14 protein-coding genes are annotated in these 16,708 nt (G+C 70.3%); 10 read left to right on the forward strand and 4 right to left on the reverse strand.

Annotated elements, in window-relative coordinates; translation table 11 throughout:
* Positions 1-231: 231 nt before the first annotated feature.
* The 3 genes from katG (at position 232) to VN378_RS08960 (ending at position 6,397) form a co-directional block, all read left to right on the forward strand.
* Complete coding sequence (gene katG, locus VN378_RS08950) at positions 232-2,475, forward strand: catalase/peroxidase HPI (RefSeq protein ID WP_325743018.1); 2,244 nt, start codon at positions 232-234, stop codon at positions 2,473-2,475.
* 98 nt (positions 2,476-2,573) lie between these two features.
* Complete coding sequence (locus VN378_RS08955; protein WP_325743093.1) at positions 2,574-3,461, forward strand: hydrogen peroxide-inducible genes activator; 888 nt, start codon at positions 2,574-2,576, stop codon at positions 3,459-3,461.
* Between the two features lie 95 nt (positions 3,462-3,556).
* Positions 3,557-6,397 (forward strand): pitrilysin family protein, encoded by a 2,841-nt coding sequence (locus tag VN378_RS08960; RefSeq protein WP_325743019.1) that lies wholly within the window; start codon positions 3,557-3,559, stop codon positions 6,395-6,397.
* Here VN378_RS08960 and VN378_RS08965 read toward each other — a convergent pair whose 3' ends face one another.
* The 4 genes from VN378_RS08965 to VN378_RS08980 form a co-directional block, all read right to left on the reverse strand.
* Positions 6,398-7,228: a serine protease gene (locus VN378_RS08965; protein WP_325743021.1), complete on the reverse strand. Its 831-nt coding sequence runs from the start codon at positions 7,226-7,228 to the stop codon at positions 6,398-6,400.
* Positions 7,229-7,232: 4 nt separating this feature from the next.
* Positions 7,233-7,676, reverse strand: a complete 444-nt coding sequence (locus VN378_RS08970; protein WP_325743023.1) for a DUF350 domain-containing protein — start codon at positions 7,674-7,676, stop codon at positions 7,233-7,235.
* Between the two features lie 109 nt (positions 7,677-7,785).
* Complete coding sequence (gene rlmN / locus VN378_RS08975) at positions 7,786-8,952, reverse strand: 23S rRNA (adenine(2503)-C(2))-methyltransferase RlmN (RefSeq protein ID WP_325743025.1); 1,167 nt, start codon at positions 8,950-8,952, stop codon at positions 7,786-7,788.
* Between the two features lie 105 nt (positions 8,953-9,057).
* Positions 9,058-9,465 carry a metallopeptidase family protein gene (locus VN378_RS08980; RefSeq protein ID WP_325743027.1) on the reverse strand — a complete coding sequence of 136 codons (408 nt, stop codon included), beginning with the start codon at positions 9,463-9,465 and terminating at the stop codon, positions 9,058-9,060.
* Positions 9,466-9,605: 140 nt separating this feature from the next.
* Here VN378_RS08980 and VN378_RS08985 point away from each other — a divergent pair, with 140 nt between their 5' ends.
* The 7 genes from VN378_RS08985 to VN378_RS09015 all read left to right on the forward strand — a co-directional run bounded on the left by VN378_RS08985 (position 9,606) and on the right by VN378_RS09015 (position 16,706).
* Entirely contained in the window at positions 9,606-11,930 is a 2,325-nt protein-coding gene (locus tag VN378_RS08985) for a PAS domain-containing sensor histidine kinase (protein WP_325743029.1), read from the forward strand.
* A 125-nt stretch (positions 11,931-12,055) separates the two neighbouring features.
* Positions 12,056-12,910 (forward strand): HAD family hydrolase, encoded by an 855-nt coding sequence (locus VN378_RS08990; protein ID WP_325743031.1) that lies wholly within the window; start codon positions 12,056-12,058, stop codon positions 12,908-12,910.
* A gap of 136 nt (positions 12,911-13,046) precedes the next feature.
* A complete protein-coding gene (locus VN378_RS08995) occupies positions 13,047-13,328 on the forward strand; it encodes a hypothetical protein (RefSeq protein WP_325743033.1) in 282 nt (93 codons plus the stop codon).
* 166 nt (positions 13,329-13,494) lie between these two features.
* The gene (locus tag VN378_RS09000; RefSeq protein ID WP_055826850.1) at positions 13,495-13,761 is read left to right on the forward strand and encodes a hypothetical protein; all 267 of its coding nucleotides are present in this window, start codon (positions 13,495-13,497) and stop codon (positions 13,759-13,761) included.
* 188 nt (positions 13,762-13,949) lie between these two features.
* Positions 13,950-14,330, forward strand: a complete 381-nt coding sequence (locus tag VN378_RS09005) for a hypothetical protein (RefSeq protein WP_325743036.1) — start codon at positions 13,950-13,952, stop codon at positions 14,328-14,330.
* A gap of 98 nt (positions 14,331-14,428) precedes the next feature.
* Complete coding sequence (gene mnmD, locus VN378_RS09010) at positions 14,429-16,204, forward strand: tRNA (5-methylaminomethyl-2-thiouridine)(34)-methyltransferase MnmD (RefSeq protein WP_325743038.1); 1,776 nt, start codon at positions 14,429-14,431, stop codon at positions 16,202-16,204.
* Positions 16,205-16,280: 76 nt separating this feature from the next.
* Positions 16,281-16,706, forward strand: a complete 426-nt coding sequence (locus tag VN378_RS09015) for a DUF6491 family protein (RefSeq protein WP_325743041.1) — start codon at positions 16,281-16,283, stop codon at positions 16,704-16,706.
* Positions 16,707-16,708 lie beyond the last annotated feature (2 nt).

A 16,708-nucleotide genomic window follows, 5' to 3' on the forward strand; every position in this document is an offset into this window, starting at 1 on the left:
CGCATAAAAAGCCGTTCGACCATTCTTGAACGAAACTGTTTTGACCCCAACTCCAGTCTGGCCGGGAGCCCCGGAGTCGGATGAGTCCGCAATGTCCGCTGTTTTCGAGCGGACTCAGCGAGAGAGCTGTCGATAACCCCTTCTGTTCCTGACGACAAAGTTTATCGATTTTACTTAGCGCCGCCACAGGTCCAGGCTCCCTCCCGATCGCGCTTGACGCAGGAGGAAACCATGGACGGAAACGCTGGCGGACCCACGCCCCTGAACGATCCGAAGAAGGAGCCGGCCGCGCTGCGGTCCCTGCTCGGGCGCACCAACCGTGACTGGTGGCCGAATCAGATCGCCGTCGACATCCTGCACCAGCAGGGCCGCACCGGCGACCCGATGGGCGACGGCTTCAACTACGCCAGGGCCTTCAAGTCGCTGGACTATGCGGCGGTGAAGCGCGACCTGACCGCCCTGATGACCGACAGCCAGCCCTGGTGGCCGGCGGACTACGGTCACTACGGCCCGTTCTTCATCCGCATGGCCTGGCACTCGGCCGGGACCTATCGCACCGGCGACGGGCGCGGCGGCGCGGGATCCGGTCAGCAGCGGTTCGCCCCGCTGAACAGCTGGCCGGACAATGGCAACCTCGACAAGGCGCGGCGTCTGCTGTGGCCGATCAAGCAGAAATACGGGGCCAGCCTGTCGTGGGCCGATCTGATGATCCTGGCCGGAAACGTCGCCATCGAGTCGATGGGCGGGCCGGTGTTCGGCTTCGGCGGCGGCCGCGCCGACGTCTGGGAGCCCGAGAAGGACGTCTACTGGGGCACCGAGGAACACTGGGTCGGCGAGGAGGGCAATGAGACCCGCATCCAGCCGGACAAGGAGATGGCGCTGGAGAGCCCGCTGGCGGCGATCCAGATGGGGCTGATCTATGTGAACCCCGAGGGCCCCGGCGGCGTGCCGGACGCCCTGCAGTCGGCCCGCGACATCCGCGAGACCTTCGCCCGCATGGGGATGAACGACGAGGAGACCGCGGCGCTGACGGCGGGCGGCCATACCTTCGGCAAGGCCCACGGCGCGGGCGACGCCAAGCTGGTCGGGGTCAGTCCCGAGGGGGCGGACATCGCCCAGCAGGGTCTCGGCTGGATCTCCGGCCACGAGAGCGGCATGGGCGACCACACCATCACCTCGGGCATCGAAGGGGCCTGGACCCCCACGCCGATCACCTGGGACATGGACTATTTCAACATGCTGCTGGACCACGACTATGAGCTGGTCCGCAGCCCCGCCGGCGCCAAACAGTGGCAGCCGGTCGGCAATCCGCCCGAGACCCTCGCCCCCGCCGCCCATACGCCGGGCAAGAAGGTCCCGACGATGATGACCACCGCCGACATGGCGTTCAAATTCGACCCGGAATACCGCAGGATCATGGAGAAGTTCCGGGCCGACCCGGCCCATTTCGCCGACGCCTTCGCCCGCGCCTGGTTCAAACTGTGCCACCGCGACATGGGCCCCAAGGTCCGCTACCTCGGACCCGAGGTGCCCTCCGAGGATTTGACCTGGCAGGATCCGATCCCGAAGCACACGGGGCCGTTGATCGGCGACGCCGACATCCGGGCGCTGAAAGAGCGGATCGCGGCGTCGGGCCTGTCCGTGGCCGAGCTGGTGACGACGGCCTGGGCGGCGGCGGCGACCTATCGCGGCTCGGACCATCGCGGCGGGGCCAACGGCGGCCGCCTGCGGCTGGAGCCGCCGCGCAGCTGGGACGTCAACGAGCCGGGCAAGCTGTCGAAGGTTCTGCAGACCTATGAAAAGATCAGGGCGGACTCGGGCCTGAACGTCTCGATCGCCGACCTGATCGTCCTGGGCGGCGGCGTCGGGATCGAACAGGCGGCGAAGGCCGGCGGCCATCCGGTCGAGGTTCCGTTCACGCCCGGACGCACCGACGCCAGCCAGGACCAGACCGACGTCGAGGGCTTCGCCGTGCTGGAGCCCAGGGCGGACGGCTTCCGCAACTATCTGCAGGTCCGCTTCAACGTGCCGACCGAGGAGCTGCTGGTCGACCGGGCCCAGTTGCTGGGTCTGACGGCGCCGGAGATGACGGTGCTGGTCGGCGGCCTGCGGGTGCTGGGAGCCAACCACGGCGGCTCGAAGCACGGCGTCTTCACCGATCGTCCGGGGCAGCTGACCAACGACTTCTTCGTCAATCTGCTGGACATGCGGACGGGGTGGAAACAGGTCGACGACAGCGGCGACGAAACCTTCGTGGGCTCGGACCGCATCAGCGGCGAGGCGCGGTGGACGGCGACGCGCACCGATCTGGTGTTCGGCTCCAACTCGCAACTGCGGGCGCTGTCCGAGGTCTACGCCTCGGCGGACGCGGGCCAGAAGTTCGTGCGCGACTTCGCGGCCGCCTGGGTCAAGGTCATGAACGCCGACCGGTTTGACGTGACCCTGAACGAAGAGTTCGGCGCGGCGGCGGCATAGGCGCGACTCCCCTTCGCGGCCTTCGGGTCGCGAAGGGATGCGCATAGGACAAGTGGATGGCCATGGCTTTCGGCATAGCGACCGCCTATGTCGCTCGCATGCTCCCCACCCTTCGACAGCTCCAGTACCTCAAACTCCTGGCCGAGCACGCCTCGTTCAGCCGCGCGGCGGAGGCGGCGCACGTCAGCCAGCCGGCCCTGTCGGCGGGGGTGCAGGAGCTGGAGAAGATCCTCGGCGCGCCGGTGGTCGAACGCACGCGCGGCAACGTCCAGCTGACCGCCGTCGGAGCCGAGGCCGTGCGCAGGGCCGAGGACGTTCTGGCCCGCACCGAGGATCTGGTCGAGGCGGCGAAGAACGCCGGCAAGCCGCTGTCAGGCCGGTTCCGGCTGGGCGTCATCCCGACGGTCGCCCCCTTTCTGCTGCCGACCAAACTGCCGGGGATCAAGCTGGCCTACCCGGCCTTGCGGCTGTTCATTCGCGAGGACCTGACGCCGCGGCTGATCGCGGGGTTGAAGGCCGGCCAGCTGGACGCCGCCGTGATCGCCCTGCCCTACAGCGCCAGCGGCGTGGACCACGCCCGCATCGGCGATGACGAAATCCTCGCCGCCGCCCCCGCCGGCCACGCCCTCGCCGGCACCGGCCCCATCCCCGCCGGCTCGCTGAAGGCCGAGGACCTGATCCTGCTGGAGGACGGCCACTGCCTGCGCGACCAGGCGCTGGCGGCCTTCGACATCGATCCGCCCAAGGGCGACGACGTGTTCGCCGCTACGTCGCTGCATACGCTGGTGCAGATGGTCTCGGCGGGACTGGGGGTCAGCTTCCTGCCCGAGATGGCGGTGCGCGCCGGTCTGGCCGACATGCCCGGAGTGGTGGTCCGCCCCATCGCCGCCAGGGCTCCGCGCCGCGAGATCGTGGTGGCGTGGCGCACAGGCTCGAGCCGGGCGGCCGAGGCCCGGTTGCTGGCCGAGGCGCTGACGCTGGACTGACCAGCGGGTTCATTACGACACCGTAAGGTGCGCCGGCCGTCCGCGCTGATAGGTTCCGCGCGCCCGCGTGCATCGGGCGTTCGGAGCCCGCGTCCATGAAGTCCCGCCTGATCCTGACCGCCGCCGCCTCGGCCCTGTTGTTCGGCTTGCCGGTCGCCGCGCCGGCCATTGCGCAGACCGCACCTGCCGCCGTCGCCGTGCCGCCGCTGGGCTTCGTCGAGCGGACCCTGCCGAACGGGCTGAAGGTCTACACCGCGCGCGACGCGTCGACGGCCAATGTCACGGTGCAGGTCTGGTACAAGGTCGGGTCCAAGGACGATCCCGCCGGGCGCTCGGGTTTCGCCCACCTGTTCGAACACCTGATGTTCAAGGCGACGAAGAATTTCCCCGACGAGACCTTCGACCGCCTGACCGAGGACGTCGGCGGCAACAACAACGCCTTCACTTCGGACGACGTGACGGCCTATCACGAGACGATTCCGGCCAATCATCTGCAGCGCCTGCTGTTCGCCGAGGCCGACCGGATGAGTTCGCTGGTCGTCGGCGACGACGTGTTCAGGTCCGAGCGCGCCGTGGTGCAGGAGGAATACCGGCAGGGGATTCTGGCCAGCCCGTACGGCCGCCTGTTCGGCCTGTTCGAACCGGCCACCGTCTATCAGGAAAGTCCCTATCGCCGCTCGACCATCGGCTCGATCGAGGATCTGGACGCGGCGACGCTGGAGGACGTGCGGCGGTTCCACGCCACCTACTACCGGCCCGACAACGCCTATCTGATCGTGGCGGGGAATTTCGACCAGACGCAGCTGGACGCCTGGATCGACCGGTATTTCGCGCCGATCGCCAATCCCGAGCGCCCCCTGCCCGCCAACTCCGTCATCGAGCCGGAACCGACCGGGCCGCGCGACGTGACCTTCCATGCGCCCAACGTGCCGCTGCCCGCCGTGATGCTGGCCTGGCCGACGGTGAAATACGCGGACCCGGACCGCGCGGCCCTGACGGTGCTGGACGGCATCCTGTCCACGGGCGAGAGCTCGCGCCTGTACCGGTCGCTGGTCTATGAGCAGGAGATCGCCGCCCAGATCGGCTCCTCTCCCGACATGAAACAGCAGGCCGGCCACCTGACCGCCTACGCCATCATGGCCGACGGCCATACGGCGGACGAAGGGATCGCCGCCCTGAACGCCGAGATCGCCAGATTCCGCGATGAACCGGTGACCGACGCCGAACTGGCCGAGGCCAGGAACGAACTGGTCGCCAACGCCCTGCGCCAGCGCGAGACCATCGACGACCGCGCCAATGTGCTGGGTTCGGCCCTGATCGCGACCAACGGCGACGCCTCGGTCGCCGACCGGGAGATCGCCGAGATCCAGGCCGTGACCGCCGCCGACGTCCAGCGCGTGGCCCGGCGCTATCTGACGCCGCAACGCGCGGCGACCATCCGATACCTCGCCGCCGACGACACCCATCCGGTGACAGAGCAGAATACCGCCGTCGACGCCCCGGTGCGGATCGCCGACCTCGCGCCCGTCGGCGAGATCTTCACCCTGCTGCCCGAAGCCGGGCGCGCCCGCATGCCCGAGCCGGGCGCAGCGGTGTCGCCGGCGACACCGGCCATCGCCGACTTCCGCCTCGACAACGGCCTGCGGGTGCTGGTGGCGCCCAAGAGCGGCCTGCCGCTGGTCTCGGCCCGCCTCAGCTTCGACGCCGGCTCGGCCGACGAGGCCGCGGGCAAGGCCGGCGCGGCCAGCCTGACCGCCGGTCTGCTGACCCAGGGCACAACCACGCGCACGGCCCCGCAGATCGCCACCGAGATCGAACAGCTTGGCGCCAATGTCGGCGCCGGGGCCGGTCCCGACTTCACCAACGTCTTCGCCAACGCCCCGGCCAACGTCTTCCCGCAGGCGGTCGCACTGATGGCCGATCTGGTGCGTAATCCGGCCTTCGCCGAGGAGGAACTGGACCGCCAGCGGACCCAGACCCTCGACAATCTGAAGGTGGCGCTGAGCACGCCCGGCCAGGTGCTGAACCAGGCGGTCGGCCGCGTCGTCTACGGCAATGCGCCGTACGGCTCGCCGGGCGTCGGCACGGTGACCTCGCTGCCGGCGATCACGCGCGACGACGTCGTCGCCTTCCACGCGGCCCGTTATCGTCCGGAGGCCGCCACCCTGGTGTTCTCGGGCGACATCACGCCCGAGCAGGCCCGCGCCCTCGCCCTGTCGGCGTTCGGCGACTGGACTCCGGCGGGAACGGGCGCCTCGGCGACCGCATCGCCGGCCGGCCAGACCGTGGCGCCGCGCGTCATCGTCATCGACCAGCCCGGCGCCGGACAGGCGGCGGTGGCGGTGGCCATGCGCAGCGTGCCCCGCGCCACGCCGGACTATTTCCCGCTGACCTTGGGCAACACCCTGCTGGGCGGCAGCTTCACCTCGCGCCTCAACCAGGAGATCCGCATCAAGCGCGGCCTCAGCTATGGCACGCGGTCGTCGCTGGGAGTCCGGCGGGATGCGGGGGCCTTCGTCGCCTCGGCCCAGACCCGCAACGACGCCGCCCCCGAAGTCGCCGACCTGATTCTCGCCGAGGTCGCCCGCCTCGGCGGCGCGGCGCCGACGGAGCAGGAGATCACCACCCGCCGCGCCATCCTGACCGGCGCCTTCAGCGACTCGCTGGAGACGGTGGACGGACTGGGCGGCCTGGTCGCCGACCTGGCCCTCTACGACCTGCCGATGAGCGATCTGGCCGCCTATGTAAGCAATGTCGAAGGCGTCGACGCCGCCGATGTTCAGGCCGCCTTCGCGCGCAACATTCCCGTCGACCGGTCCAGCGTGGTCATCGTCGGAGACGCGTCGAAATTCCTCGACGCCCTGCGCGCCAGACACCCGAACGTCGAGGTCATCCCGCTGTCGGGCCTGAACCTCGACAGCGCCGCCCTGCAGTAGTCAGGCGGACAGACAGACCACCTGGGCCACGCGCAGTTCGCGGCGCAGGTCGTCCGCCACGAGGCCGTAGTTGTCGACGGTGACGGTGCGGCCGGTCAGGGGTTCGTCGGCCGCCTGAACGCCGCGGATGGCGGGGCCGAAGGTGTCGGGCGAGGTGGTGTAGATCCGGCCCCGTCGCGGGCTTTCGGCGATGGTGACGCCGATGGCGCGGCCCTGACGGTCGAGCACCGGCGCCCCCGACAGGCCCGCGAGCGTGCCGCCCAGTCCCTCGGTGCGGCCGACCTCGGCCCAGGCGAGGATCGGCTCGTCCCGCTGGCCGCGGCCGCGCACCTTCAGGGTTTCGCGGCCGAGCAGGCGCGAGGTCACCTCGCCCGCCCGGGCTTGGGGAAAGCCGGGATGGAAGGCGCGCTGGCCGGCGCGCAATCCTTGCACGCTCGAGACCGGCACGGCGTCGGCGCCGCCCTGGGTCAGCAGCACGGCGATGTCGGCGCGCGGGGCGAGGCGTACGTCGGCCGCGACGGCGCGGCCTCCGCCCACGAGGATGGCGGGTCGGCGGCAGCCCTCGACCACATGGCGCGCCGTGACCCAACGGCCGTCGCGGGAAATGGAGAAGGCCGTACCCGACGCCGGCTGGAAGGGAATGTCAGGGGCGTGGACGGTGACGGCCGGATCGAAGGGCGTGACCGGACCCAGCAGGGCGCCCTCGATCTCGTCAGGCGGCGGCGGCGCGGGCGGCGCGTCCGCATTCTCCCGCCGTTGCAGCGACAGGAACAGGAGTGCGCCGAGAACCGCCGAATAGATCAGCCAGTCAGGCGGACGCGGGAAGGCCATGGCGTCAGCCCGTCAAGGCCGCCGCCAGGATCAGGGCGGTCGACAGCTTGGCCCCGACCAGCAGGACGGCGGCGGCGACCTCGCCCTCGCGGATGCGCTGGGGCAGGCCGGTCAGGATCATGTCGACAAGGCGGAACGACAGGAGCTGGATGACCACGGTGGCGATGCCCCACAGGGCGATGTCCTTGATCGAGGTCGAGACGCTGAGACTGACCGCCAGCGGAATGGCGAGGCCGACCAGCACGCCCGAGAAGGCCACGGCGGCGGCGGCGTTGCCCTGACGGATCAGGGTTATCTCCTTCCACGGCGTGAACAGGGCGTAGATGACCGCGCCGCCGACCATCAGGACGAGGGTCACGCCCAGGTGCGCCATGGTGGTGGGGAAGCCGGTCGCGAAGGCCTGGACCTCGGCGCTTTCGAGCACGTTGGAAAGGGACGAGGAGTCCATGTTGATCCGGAGGTCAGAAGGTCCCAGACGATTGCCCGGTTTTCGCCCCAATCCGCAAGCGCGACAGCGCCACACCCGATCACGAATCTTGTCGTGATGTAACCGGAGGTTAGGCGGCCTCGCTCGACGCCTGTTCGGCCTTGCGCAGGACCGAGGCCCTGACCTTCTCGCTCTCGGACTTCAGCTGGCCGCAGGCGGCTAGGATGTCCCGGCCGCGCGGGGTGCGGATGGGCGAGGCGTAGCCGGCCTTGTTGAGGATGGCCGCGAACCGCTCGATCGTCTTCCAGTCCGAGCATTCGTAGTCCGTGCCCGGCCACGGGTTGAACGGGATCAGATTGACCTTGGCCGGGATGCCCTCGATCAGCTTCAGCAGGGCGCGGGCTTCGTCGGGGCTGTCGTTGACGCCTTTCAGCATCACATATTCGAACGTCACGCGGCGGGCGTTGGAGAGGCCCGGATAGGCGCGGATGCCAGCCATCAGCTGTTCGAGATTGTACTTCCTGTTCAGCGGCACCAGCACGTCGCGCAGGGCGTCGTTGGTGGCGTGAAGGCTGATCGCCAGCATGGCCTGGGTGCGGTTGCCCAAGGCGTCGAGCTGGGGCGTGACGCCCGAGGTCGAGACGGTGATGCGGCGGCGGGACAGGGCGATGCCCTCGTTGTCCGAGATGATGTCGATCGCGTCGGCGACGTGGTCGAGATTATACAGCGGCTCGCCCATGCCCATGAAGACGATGTTGGACAGGCGGCGGTCTTCCTTGGGCGACGGCCATTCGTTCAGGTCGTCGCGGGCGACCTGGACCTGGGCCACGATCTCGGCGGCGGTCAGGTTCCGGACCAGCTTCTGGGTGCCGGTGTGGCAGAAGGTGCAGTTCAGGGTGCAGCCGACCTGGGACGAGACGCACAGGGCGCCGGCGCGGCCGACGTCGGGGATGTAGACGGTCTCGATCTCGATGCCCGGGGCCGTGCGGATCAGCCATTTGCGGGTGCCGTCCTTCGACACCTGGCGCTCGACGATCTCGGGGCGGGCGAGGGTGAAGACCTCGGCCAGCTTGGCCTGGACATCCTTGCCGATGTTGCTCATCGCGGCGAAGTCGGTGACGCCGTAGTGGTGGATCCAGCTCCAGACCTGACTGGCGCGCATCCTCGCCTTCTCGGGTGGACAGATGTCGGCGTCGATCAGGGCCTGACGCAGGCCTGCGCGCGTCAGCCCCGAGAGGTTGACGGGAGCCGCCGGCCTGGCGGCGGACGTGCGCGAAAGGTCGAGCGTGAGGCTCAAGGGTCAGTCCTGCAGGAAAGGGGAGGCGAAGCTTATACCACAGATCGGGAAGGATTTAAGGCGGGGATCACCTCTCCATTCGCGGAGGCGATTGGAGAGGACAGATCAATCGTCCGCATCCTCGATGTGGTGGATCTGGTCGTCGTCGAGGCCGAAATGGTGGCCGATCTCGTGTATCAGGACGTGGGCGATGATCTCGGACAGGCCGACGTCGCCGCGCTCGCACCATTCGTCGAGGATCGGGCGGCGGTAGAGGAAGATGCGGCTGGCCTCGGCGGCCGGGCCCATCTGGTCGCGCAGGCCGATGTCGACACCGTGGTAGAGGCCGGTCAGTTCGAACGGGTCCTCCATCTCCATCAGGGCCAGAGTCTCCTCGTCGGCGAAGTCGTCGACGCGGATGACCACGTCGCCGGCCAGCGACCGGAACGGATCGGGCAGGGCGTCGAAGGCCTGACGCGCCAGCCGGGCGAAGTCGTCGAGCGAGGGGGCGGTCTGATCGGTCCAGTCGGTCATCGGGCCCATATCGGGCGTTCGACGCCCGCTCGCAAATCCGGCGACGCGGGTTATGGTTACCGAATCAGATTCTGGTCGGGCCCGACGCGCATTGCGCGGCTTGAGGCCCGGGGGCGTGGGGCTCCGAAGCAGGGACGGGAATGGCCGAGGCCGACATCGCCTATGTCGCGACCGCGGGCGCCGCGGGACTGGCTCTCGCGCTCAGCGCCTGGGCGGCGCGGCTGCGCCGCCGCCTGGCGATCCGCCACCGCCTGGTCGAGTCCGAACTGGCCCTCGCCCGCGCCGATCTGGCCGATTGCGACGGCGCCCTTGCGGCTTTTGAAGACATAAGGCTGGCGCTCGCGCCCGACGGGCGGACGCGGCGGCTGGGCGCGGCGGCGGCCTGGGAGACCGTGGTCCGCGATCTGGCGGCGGACGGCGAGGAGCCGGGCGATCCCGCGCTGGTCGTGCTGGACGCCGTGCGCGAGGCGGCGGGGCCGCGGCTGGACGCCCTGATCGACCAGGGTGAGGCGTTCGACGCCGTGCTGGAGGGTGCGGCCGGAGCCTGGTCGGTCGAGGGCCGGTCGGCGGCGGGCGCGGCCTGGCTGAAGGTCTCGCGTCTGGGACTGGTCGGCACGGCGACCGAAAGCGGTCTGGGTCTGCTGGCTGATTCCTACCCGGCCCCGACATGGATCACCGACGCGGCCGGGCGGCTGGCCTGGGCCAACAAGGCCTGGCTGACCGAGATGAAGGCCGAAAGCGTGGAGGCGGCGCGCGAACGGAAGCTGAGCTTCGACCGCGGGGCCGACGCCATCGTGGCCGAGGCGGGTCGCACCCGTCAGCCCCAGGACGGCTTCCGCTGGACCACCGGCGGCGGCCGCCGCCGGGCGTGGCGCATCGTGGCCGAGCCGGTGCAGGGCGGAGCCGGTGCGGTGCTGGCCTTCGCCCTGGACATGACCGAGGCGGAAGAGACGCGCGACACCCTGCGCCGCCACGTCGAGGCTCATGACGAGACCCTGAACCACCTCGCCGACGCCGTGGCCATCTTCGGCCCGTCCAAGCGGCTGGCCTTCCACAACACCGCCTTCCAGACCCTGTTCAACATCGATCCGGCCTGGCTGGACGAGCGGCCGACCCACGCCGAACTGCTGGACAAGCTGCGCCAGCGCCGGCTGCTGCCCGAAGTCATCGACTACGCCGGCTGGAAGGCCAATGAGCTGGACTTCTACGGCGCATCGGAGGCGGCGCCGGACGACAGCTGGTCCCTGCCCGACGGTCGCACCCTGCGCGTCGTGCGCCAGCCCCACCCACTGGGCGGAGTGCTGCTGCTGTTCTCGGACATCACCGACGAGCTGAAGCTGCGCAGCCGGTTCAACGCCCAGATCCAGGTGCAGACCGCGACGCTGGACAAGCTGAACGACGCGGTCGCCGTGTTCGGCTCCGACGGGCGCATCCGGCTGCACAACGAGGCCTTCGACAACTTCTGGGGCGTCAGCGGCGAGGCGCTGGACGCGGCGGGGGATTTCGACGCCGTCGCCGCCCTGTGCCAGTCGACCATGCCCGACCCGGCCCTGTGGCTGGGGCTGAAGGCGCGGGTCGCCGATCCCGATCCCGAAAGCCGGGTGCCGATCGCGGGCGAGGGCCGCACCACCGACGGCCGCATCGCCTCGTGGCTGACCCGGCCGCTGCCGGACGGCGCAACCCTGGTGGCCTTCTCGGACGTCACCGCCCGGCGCGGACTGGAGCAGGCCCTGGCCGCCAAGGCGCAGGCGCTTGAGGAATCCACGGCGCTGAAACGCGAGTTCGTCGGCAGCGTGTCCTATGAATTGCGGACGCCGCTGACGACCATCGTCGGCTATTCCGAGCTGCTGGAAATGCAGGCCGATCTGCCCGAGCGCAGCCGCCAGCACGCCGGAGCCATCCGCGTCGCCGCCAGCCAGCTGGCCGGGTCGATCGACGACGTGCTGGACATGGCCCAGATCGACGCCGGCGAGATGGAGCTGACGCTGGGCGATGTCCGCATCCGCGATCTGTTCGCCGACGCCGTCGAACGCTTCCGTCCGCGCGTCGAGGGCCGCGGCGGGACCCTGAACGCGGCGGCGACCACGGGCCTGCCCGCCATCCGCGGCGACGAAAAGCGGATCGCCCAGGCCCTGGAGCATCTGCTCGAGAACGCCGTCCGCGCGATTTCGGACGGCGGCGTCGTGACACTGAAGGCCGAGGCTAACGCGTCCGAGGTCCGCATCCGCGTCGAGGATAGCGGCCGGGGCATTCCCTATCACCTGCAGGCCCACGTCTTCGACCGCTTCGTGCGGCGCGAGCGGGGCGGACCCGGCGTCGGCCTGGCCCTGGTCAAGGCCCTGGTCGAGCTGCACGGCGGCTGGGCCGAGGTCGAGAGCGAGCCCGGCAAGGGCGCCGCCTTCATCCTGCACCTGCCGCTGGAAGCGGCGGTTGTGGCGGCCGCGCCGGAGCTCAGGCTCGGCTGATTGCACGCGGATGGGTGAAGAGTGCTAGTGAGCGGGACGTGAGCGGATTTGTGAACGCAGTTTCCGACCAAGGCTCTCCTCTCGCTCACCAGTACTCTTCACCCGACCCCCGCTCCGAGCTCGCCATGGCCAAACGTCTCAAGACCGCCCTGATCTACGACTTCGACGGCACGCTGGCGCGCGGCAACATGCAGGAGGTCACCTTCATTCCGTCGATCGGAATGGGGATCGGCGACTTCTGGGGGGCTGCGGACAAGCTGACGCGCGACGCCGACGCCGACAACATCCTGATGTACATGCAGCTGATGCTGAAACAGGCGCGCGACAACGACGCGCCGATCACGCGCAGGCTTCTGGCCGAGCACGGTCAGGACGTGAAGCTGTTCGACGGCCTGAAGTCCGACCTGACCGGCAAGGGCTGGTTCGACCGCATCAACGAGGTCGGCGCCAAATACGGGCTCGAGATCGAGCACTACATCATTTCGGCGGGCCTGGAGGAGATGATCGACGGCTGTCCGATCCGCGACGCGTTCCACCACGTCTTCGCGTCGAAATTCGTCTACGACGAAAACGGCATCGCCATCTGGCCCGCGGTGGGCGTGAACTACACCACCAAGACCCAGTACCTGTTCCGCATCAACAAGGGCGTGCTCAACCACTGGGACCACGAACAGATCAACCGCTTCATGGCCGACGACGATCGTCCCGTGCCGTTCGAACGGATGATCTTCCTCGGCGACGGGGACACCGACGTGCCGACCATGAAGATGATGCACACCAAGGGCGGCTTCTCGATCGCGGTCTATGACCCACGCAACTCCGAGCGCGACCAGAAGAAGATCTATGGCCTGATCTCGGAGGACCGGGTCAATTTCGTCGCCGCCGCCGACTATCGCGAGGGGTCGGCGCTGGACCTGATCGTAAAGGGTTTGATCGGTCGTATCGCGATCACCGCCGGGACGATGCCTGCCGGCGTCTGAGACCGAACCCACGCACCGGTCACGCCGGCTCACCCGTTGTCACGAAGCCGGGAACGGCCTGGACCGCCCCCGGTTATCTCTCCGACGATCGTGAGGACCGGCGATCCCTCGCCGGGCGATCGCCGGAGGATCGTGCATGAGCATCAGGATCACTGTTCTGGCCGCCGCCGGAGGCTTGGCCCTCGCGGCCTGTTCGGGCCAGGACGACGCGCCCAAGGCCGACGCCGCCCCGGAGACGGCCGCTGACGCCGCCGCTACTACGCCTGCGCCCGCCACGGAAACGCCGGCCCCGGTCGACGGAAGCGCGACGGTTCCTGCGCCGCCATCGGACGGAACGACCCCGCCGGGACAGACGCCCCCGACCCTGCCGACCGAACCGCCCACAACCTCGCCGGCCACCAGTCCGCCACCGCAATAGACCTCGGAGGCGGCGGCCGGGACGGCGCAGGGTCTCTTCGGCGCGGGTTGCGTTACACGGGTTCACGAATGCGTGAGAATTTCGCTTGCGCTACCGCTCACGATCCCGTTATCTCCGGCATTGCGAGGATTCATGACCTCGTGTGACCTTCTGAAGGAAGAAAACCATGCGCATCACCGCTCTGATCGCCGCTTCGGCCGCCGCTCTGGCCCTGGCTGCTTGCCAACCCGCCGCCGAAGACAAGGCCGCTGACGCTTCGGCCGACGCCGCTGCCGCCGCCGACACCGCCACGGACGCTGCTGCGACCGCCGACGCTGCCGCCGCCGACGCCACTGCCGCCGCCGCGACCGCTTCGGACGCCGCTGCTGCTCCGGCCGCCGACGCCGCCATGGCCCCGGCCGCCCCGGCTGCTGAAGAAAAAGCCGCTCACTAAGAGCGACATCGACACAGGCCTTCGGGCCTCGTTGAAGGAAAGGGTCGCCCTCACGGGCGGCCCTTTTTTCTTGCGTCCGCCCGTCCGCGGGAACATCGGCCGCCCGACGGGATTTCAGTTGTGCATCAAGCTTGGCGGTCGGCATCCTGATGGTCGGGGGCCCCGCCGGCAGCCACAAGGATTGTCAGATGAGAACCGCCGCCCTGATCATCGCCGCCGCCGCGGCCGTCACCCTGTCAGCCTGCAACCGGCCTGCGGAGGACGCGACCGAAGCCTCGACCGAAGCCGCCGAAGCCTCGGGCGCCGCCGCCGACACCGCGGCCATGAGCGCCGAGGGGTCGGCCGCCGAAGCCGCCGCCGCCGCCGCCGCCGCCGCCGCCGCGAACGCCGCCGGCGGCGGTTCCGGTTCCAGCTCCGCCGGCGGCCAGACCATGGCCCCGACCTCCGGATCGACGGTGACCGACGGGGCCATGGCCCCGCCCGCCCAGCCTCCGGCCGGCGCCGGCACCACGGTCACGGAGACCGAACGCCGCCTGAACCCGCCGCAGAACAGCCAGCCCGCCCAGTAGGCGCGCCCGCAGACGAAGGAGCCGCCCCGATCCCGGCTTTCGGATCAGGGGCGGCCCTTTTTCCTTGCGCGGAGCCTTGGCGGCTATAGGCCGTCGTTATGGCCGAAGACCGCTCGCCCCGCCTGATCTGGACCGAAGACGGCGCGCCGCGCTCGGGCCGGTTCGACGACGTCTATTTTTCACAGCAGGACGGACTGGCCGAAACCCGCGCCGTCTTTCTGACCGGGTGCGGCCTGCCCGGGGCCTGGTCCGGGCGCGACCGGTTCGCCGTGGCCGAACTGGGGTTCGGCACGGGGCTGAACATCGCCGCCCTGCTGGATCTGTGGCGCCGCGAAGGACCGCCGGACGGCCGGCTGCAGATCTTTTCGGTCGAGGGATTTCCGCTTCGGCGCGAGGAAGCGGCCCGGGCCCTGTCCGCCTGGCCGGAACTGGCCGAGGCGGCGGCCGCCCTGCTGGCGGCCTGGCCCGAGCCGACCCCGGGCTTCCACCGGCTGGATCTGCCGGGATTCAACGCCACCCTGGACCTGGCGATCGGGGACGTGAGCCGGGCCCTGGAGCAATGGACGGGGCGGGCCGACGCCTGGTTCCTGGACGGGTTCGCCCCCTCGGCCAATCCCGCCATGTGGTCGGACGCGGTGATGGACCGGATCGCGGCCCGGTCGGCTCCGGGCGCGCGGCTCGCGACCTTCACCGTGGCGGGGGCCGTGCGGCGGGGTCTGGCGGAGCGGGGCTTCTCGGTCGAGAAACGCCCCGGTCACGGCCGCAAGCGCGAGCGGCTGGAGGCCTGGCTGCCGGAGGCGGCGGATGCCGGCGCGGCTCCGTCGGTCGCCATCGTCGGCGCGGGGATCGCGGGCGCGGCGCTGGCGCGCGCCTTCGCCGCACTGGGGATCCGCGCGACCGTGGTCGAGGCGGACCGGCCCGGCGTGGGGGCGTCGGGATTTCCGGCCGCCCTCGTCACCCCCCGGCTGGATGCCGGCGACGAAGCCGTCGCCGCCCTGTTCGCCCAGGCGCTGGAGCGGGCCCGGGCCCTCTATGCCGCCGTTCCCGATGCGATCGTCGCCGGCGGCGTGCTGCAACTGCAGCAGCAACCGCGGGACGCCGGACGTTTCGCCAAGGTCGCCGTCCAGCCGGTCTGGCCGGAGGGCGCGATGGCGATCCTGGACGCGGCGTCTGCGTCGGACCGTCTGGGCGAGCCTGTCGGCGGCGGCCTGTCTATGGGCGGGGCGATGGCGCTGCGGCCCGCGCCGGTGCTGGAGCAGTGGCTGAAGGGCGCCGATCCCGTCACGGCCGAGGTGGCCCGTCTCGAACCCCATGACGGATGCTGGCGGCTCGTCGACCGCGACGGCGTGACCTTGCTCGAGACCGATCTTCTCGTGATCGCCGCGGGCTGGGGCGTCGCCGGCCTCTGGCCTGAAGCCCCGCTGGCGCCCGTGCGCGGCCAGGCCGACTGGATCGAGGGCGTGGCCCTGCCGCCGGTCGCATGGGGCGGCTATGCGGTTCCGACCGGAGACGGCCTGTTGTTCGGGGCCACCCATGACCGGGACGAGACCGCCACCGAGGTCCGGCCCGGCGACAGCGCCCGCAACCTGGCGGCGCTGGCCGCCCGTCTGCCCGCGACGGCGGCGCGGGTCGAGGCAGCCGGGTCCGGACAGGCCCGCGCCGCGGTCCGCGCCACGACGCCGGATCGCCTGCCGCTGGCCGGAGCGGTTCCCGGGCGGCCGGGCCTGTTCGTTCTCGGCGGGCTGGGCTCGCGCGGCTTCTGCGCCGCGCCCCTGCTGGCCGAGCATGTCGCCGCCCTCGCCCTCGGAGCCCCGTCGCCCCTGCCGGGCGATCTGGCGGGGCGGGTCGATCCCGCACGATTGTTGAAGACCTGAGGCCTTGCGCAATCGCCCGGCGAGGCGGACGGTTGACGGGCTGTCGAAGGGACAGACGATCACACCGGAGTCCGCCATGCGCGCCGTCCTCACCGCCAGCGCCGTCGCCGCCCTCGCCCTTTCAGCCTGCGCCCCGGTCGATCCCGCCGCGCCCGGCCCCGGCCCCGGCATGACGGCCGCCGAGTCCCACCGTCAGTGTTTCGTCATCAGTCAGGTCCGGAATTTCCGCCAGGGCCGCCCGGATCAGGTCTTCCTGCGGGTGAGCCGCGACGAGGTCTTTGAACTGAACGCCGGCGGCGGCTGCGCCGATCTGGATTTCGCGATCCGGCTGGCCCTGATTCCGGACATGGGCGAGACGGTCGGCTCGCGGCTTTGCACGGACGACTGGGCCCGGATCATCGTTCCCGGCTCGACCCTGCCCAATTCCGTCTGCCGCGTGCGGGTCATCCGCAAGCTGACGGCGGAACAGGTCGCCGCCCTGCCGGCCGCCCATCGTCCCTGAAG

Source organism: Brevundimonas sp. (genome assembly GCF_035561115.1).
Classification (GTDB): Bacteria; Pseudomonadota; Alphaproteobacteria; order Caulobacterales; family Caulobacteraceae; genus Brevundimonas.

Bases quoted from the DNA above. Each gene is read 5' to 3' on its own strand.
- VN378_RS08965 (WP_325743021.1), bottom strand. From the start codon at position 7,228: ATGGCCTTCCCGCGTCCGCCTGACTGGCTGATCTATTCGGCGGTTCTC.
- VN378_RS08990 (WP_325743031.1), top strand. From the start codon at position 12,056: ATGGCCAAACGTCTCAAGACCGCCCTGATCTACGACTTCGACGGCACG.
- katG (WP_325743018.1), top strand. From the start codon at position 232: ATGGACGGAAACGCTGGCGGACCCACGCCCCTGAACGATCCGAAGAAG.
- VN378_RS08970 (WP_325743023.1), bottom strand. From the start codon at position 7,676: ATGGACTCCTCGTCCCTTTCCAACGTGCTCGAAAGCGCCGAGGTCCAG.
- VN378_RS08960 (WP_325743019.1), top strand. From the start codon at position 3,557: ATGAAGTCCCGCCTGATCCTGACCGCCGCCGCCTCGGCCCTGTTGTTC.
- VN378_RS08995 (WP_325743033.1), top strand. From the start codon at position 13,047: ATGAGCATCAGGATCACTGTTCTGGCCGCCGCCGGAGGCTTGGCCCTC.
- mnmD (WP_325743038.1), top strand. From the start codon at position 14,429: ATGGCCGAAGACCGCTCGCCCCGCCTGATCTGGACCGAAGACGGCGCG.
- VN378_RS08980 (WP_325743027.1), bottom strand. From the start codon at position 9,465: ATGACCGACTGGACCGATCAGACCGCCCCCTCGCTCGACGACTTCGCC.
- VN378_RS09005 (WP_325743036.1), top strand. From the start codon at position 13,950: ATGAGAACCGCCGCCCTGATCATCGCCGCCGCCGCGGCCGTCACCCTG.
- VN378_RS08955 (WP_325743093.1), top strand. From the start codon at position 2,574: ATGCTCCCCACCCTTCGACAGCTCCAGTACCTCAAACTCCTGGCCGAG.
- VN378_RS09000 (WP_055826850.1), top strand. From the start codon at position 13,495: ATGCGCATCACCGCTCTGATCGCCGCTTCGGCCGCCGCTCTGGCCCTG.
- VN378_RS09015 (WP_325743041.1), top strand. From the start codon at position 16,281: ATGCGCGCCGTCCTCACCGCCAGCGCCGTCGCCGCCCTCGCCCTTTCA.
- VN378_RS08985 (WP_325743029.1), top strand. From the start codon at position 9,606: ATGGCCGAGGCCGACATCGCCTATGTCGCGACCGCGGGCGCCGCGGGA.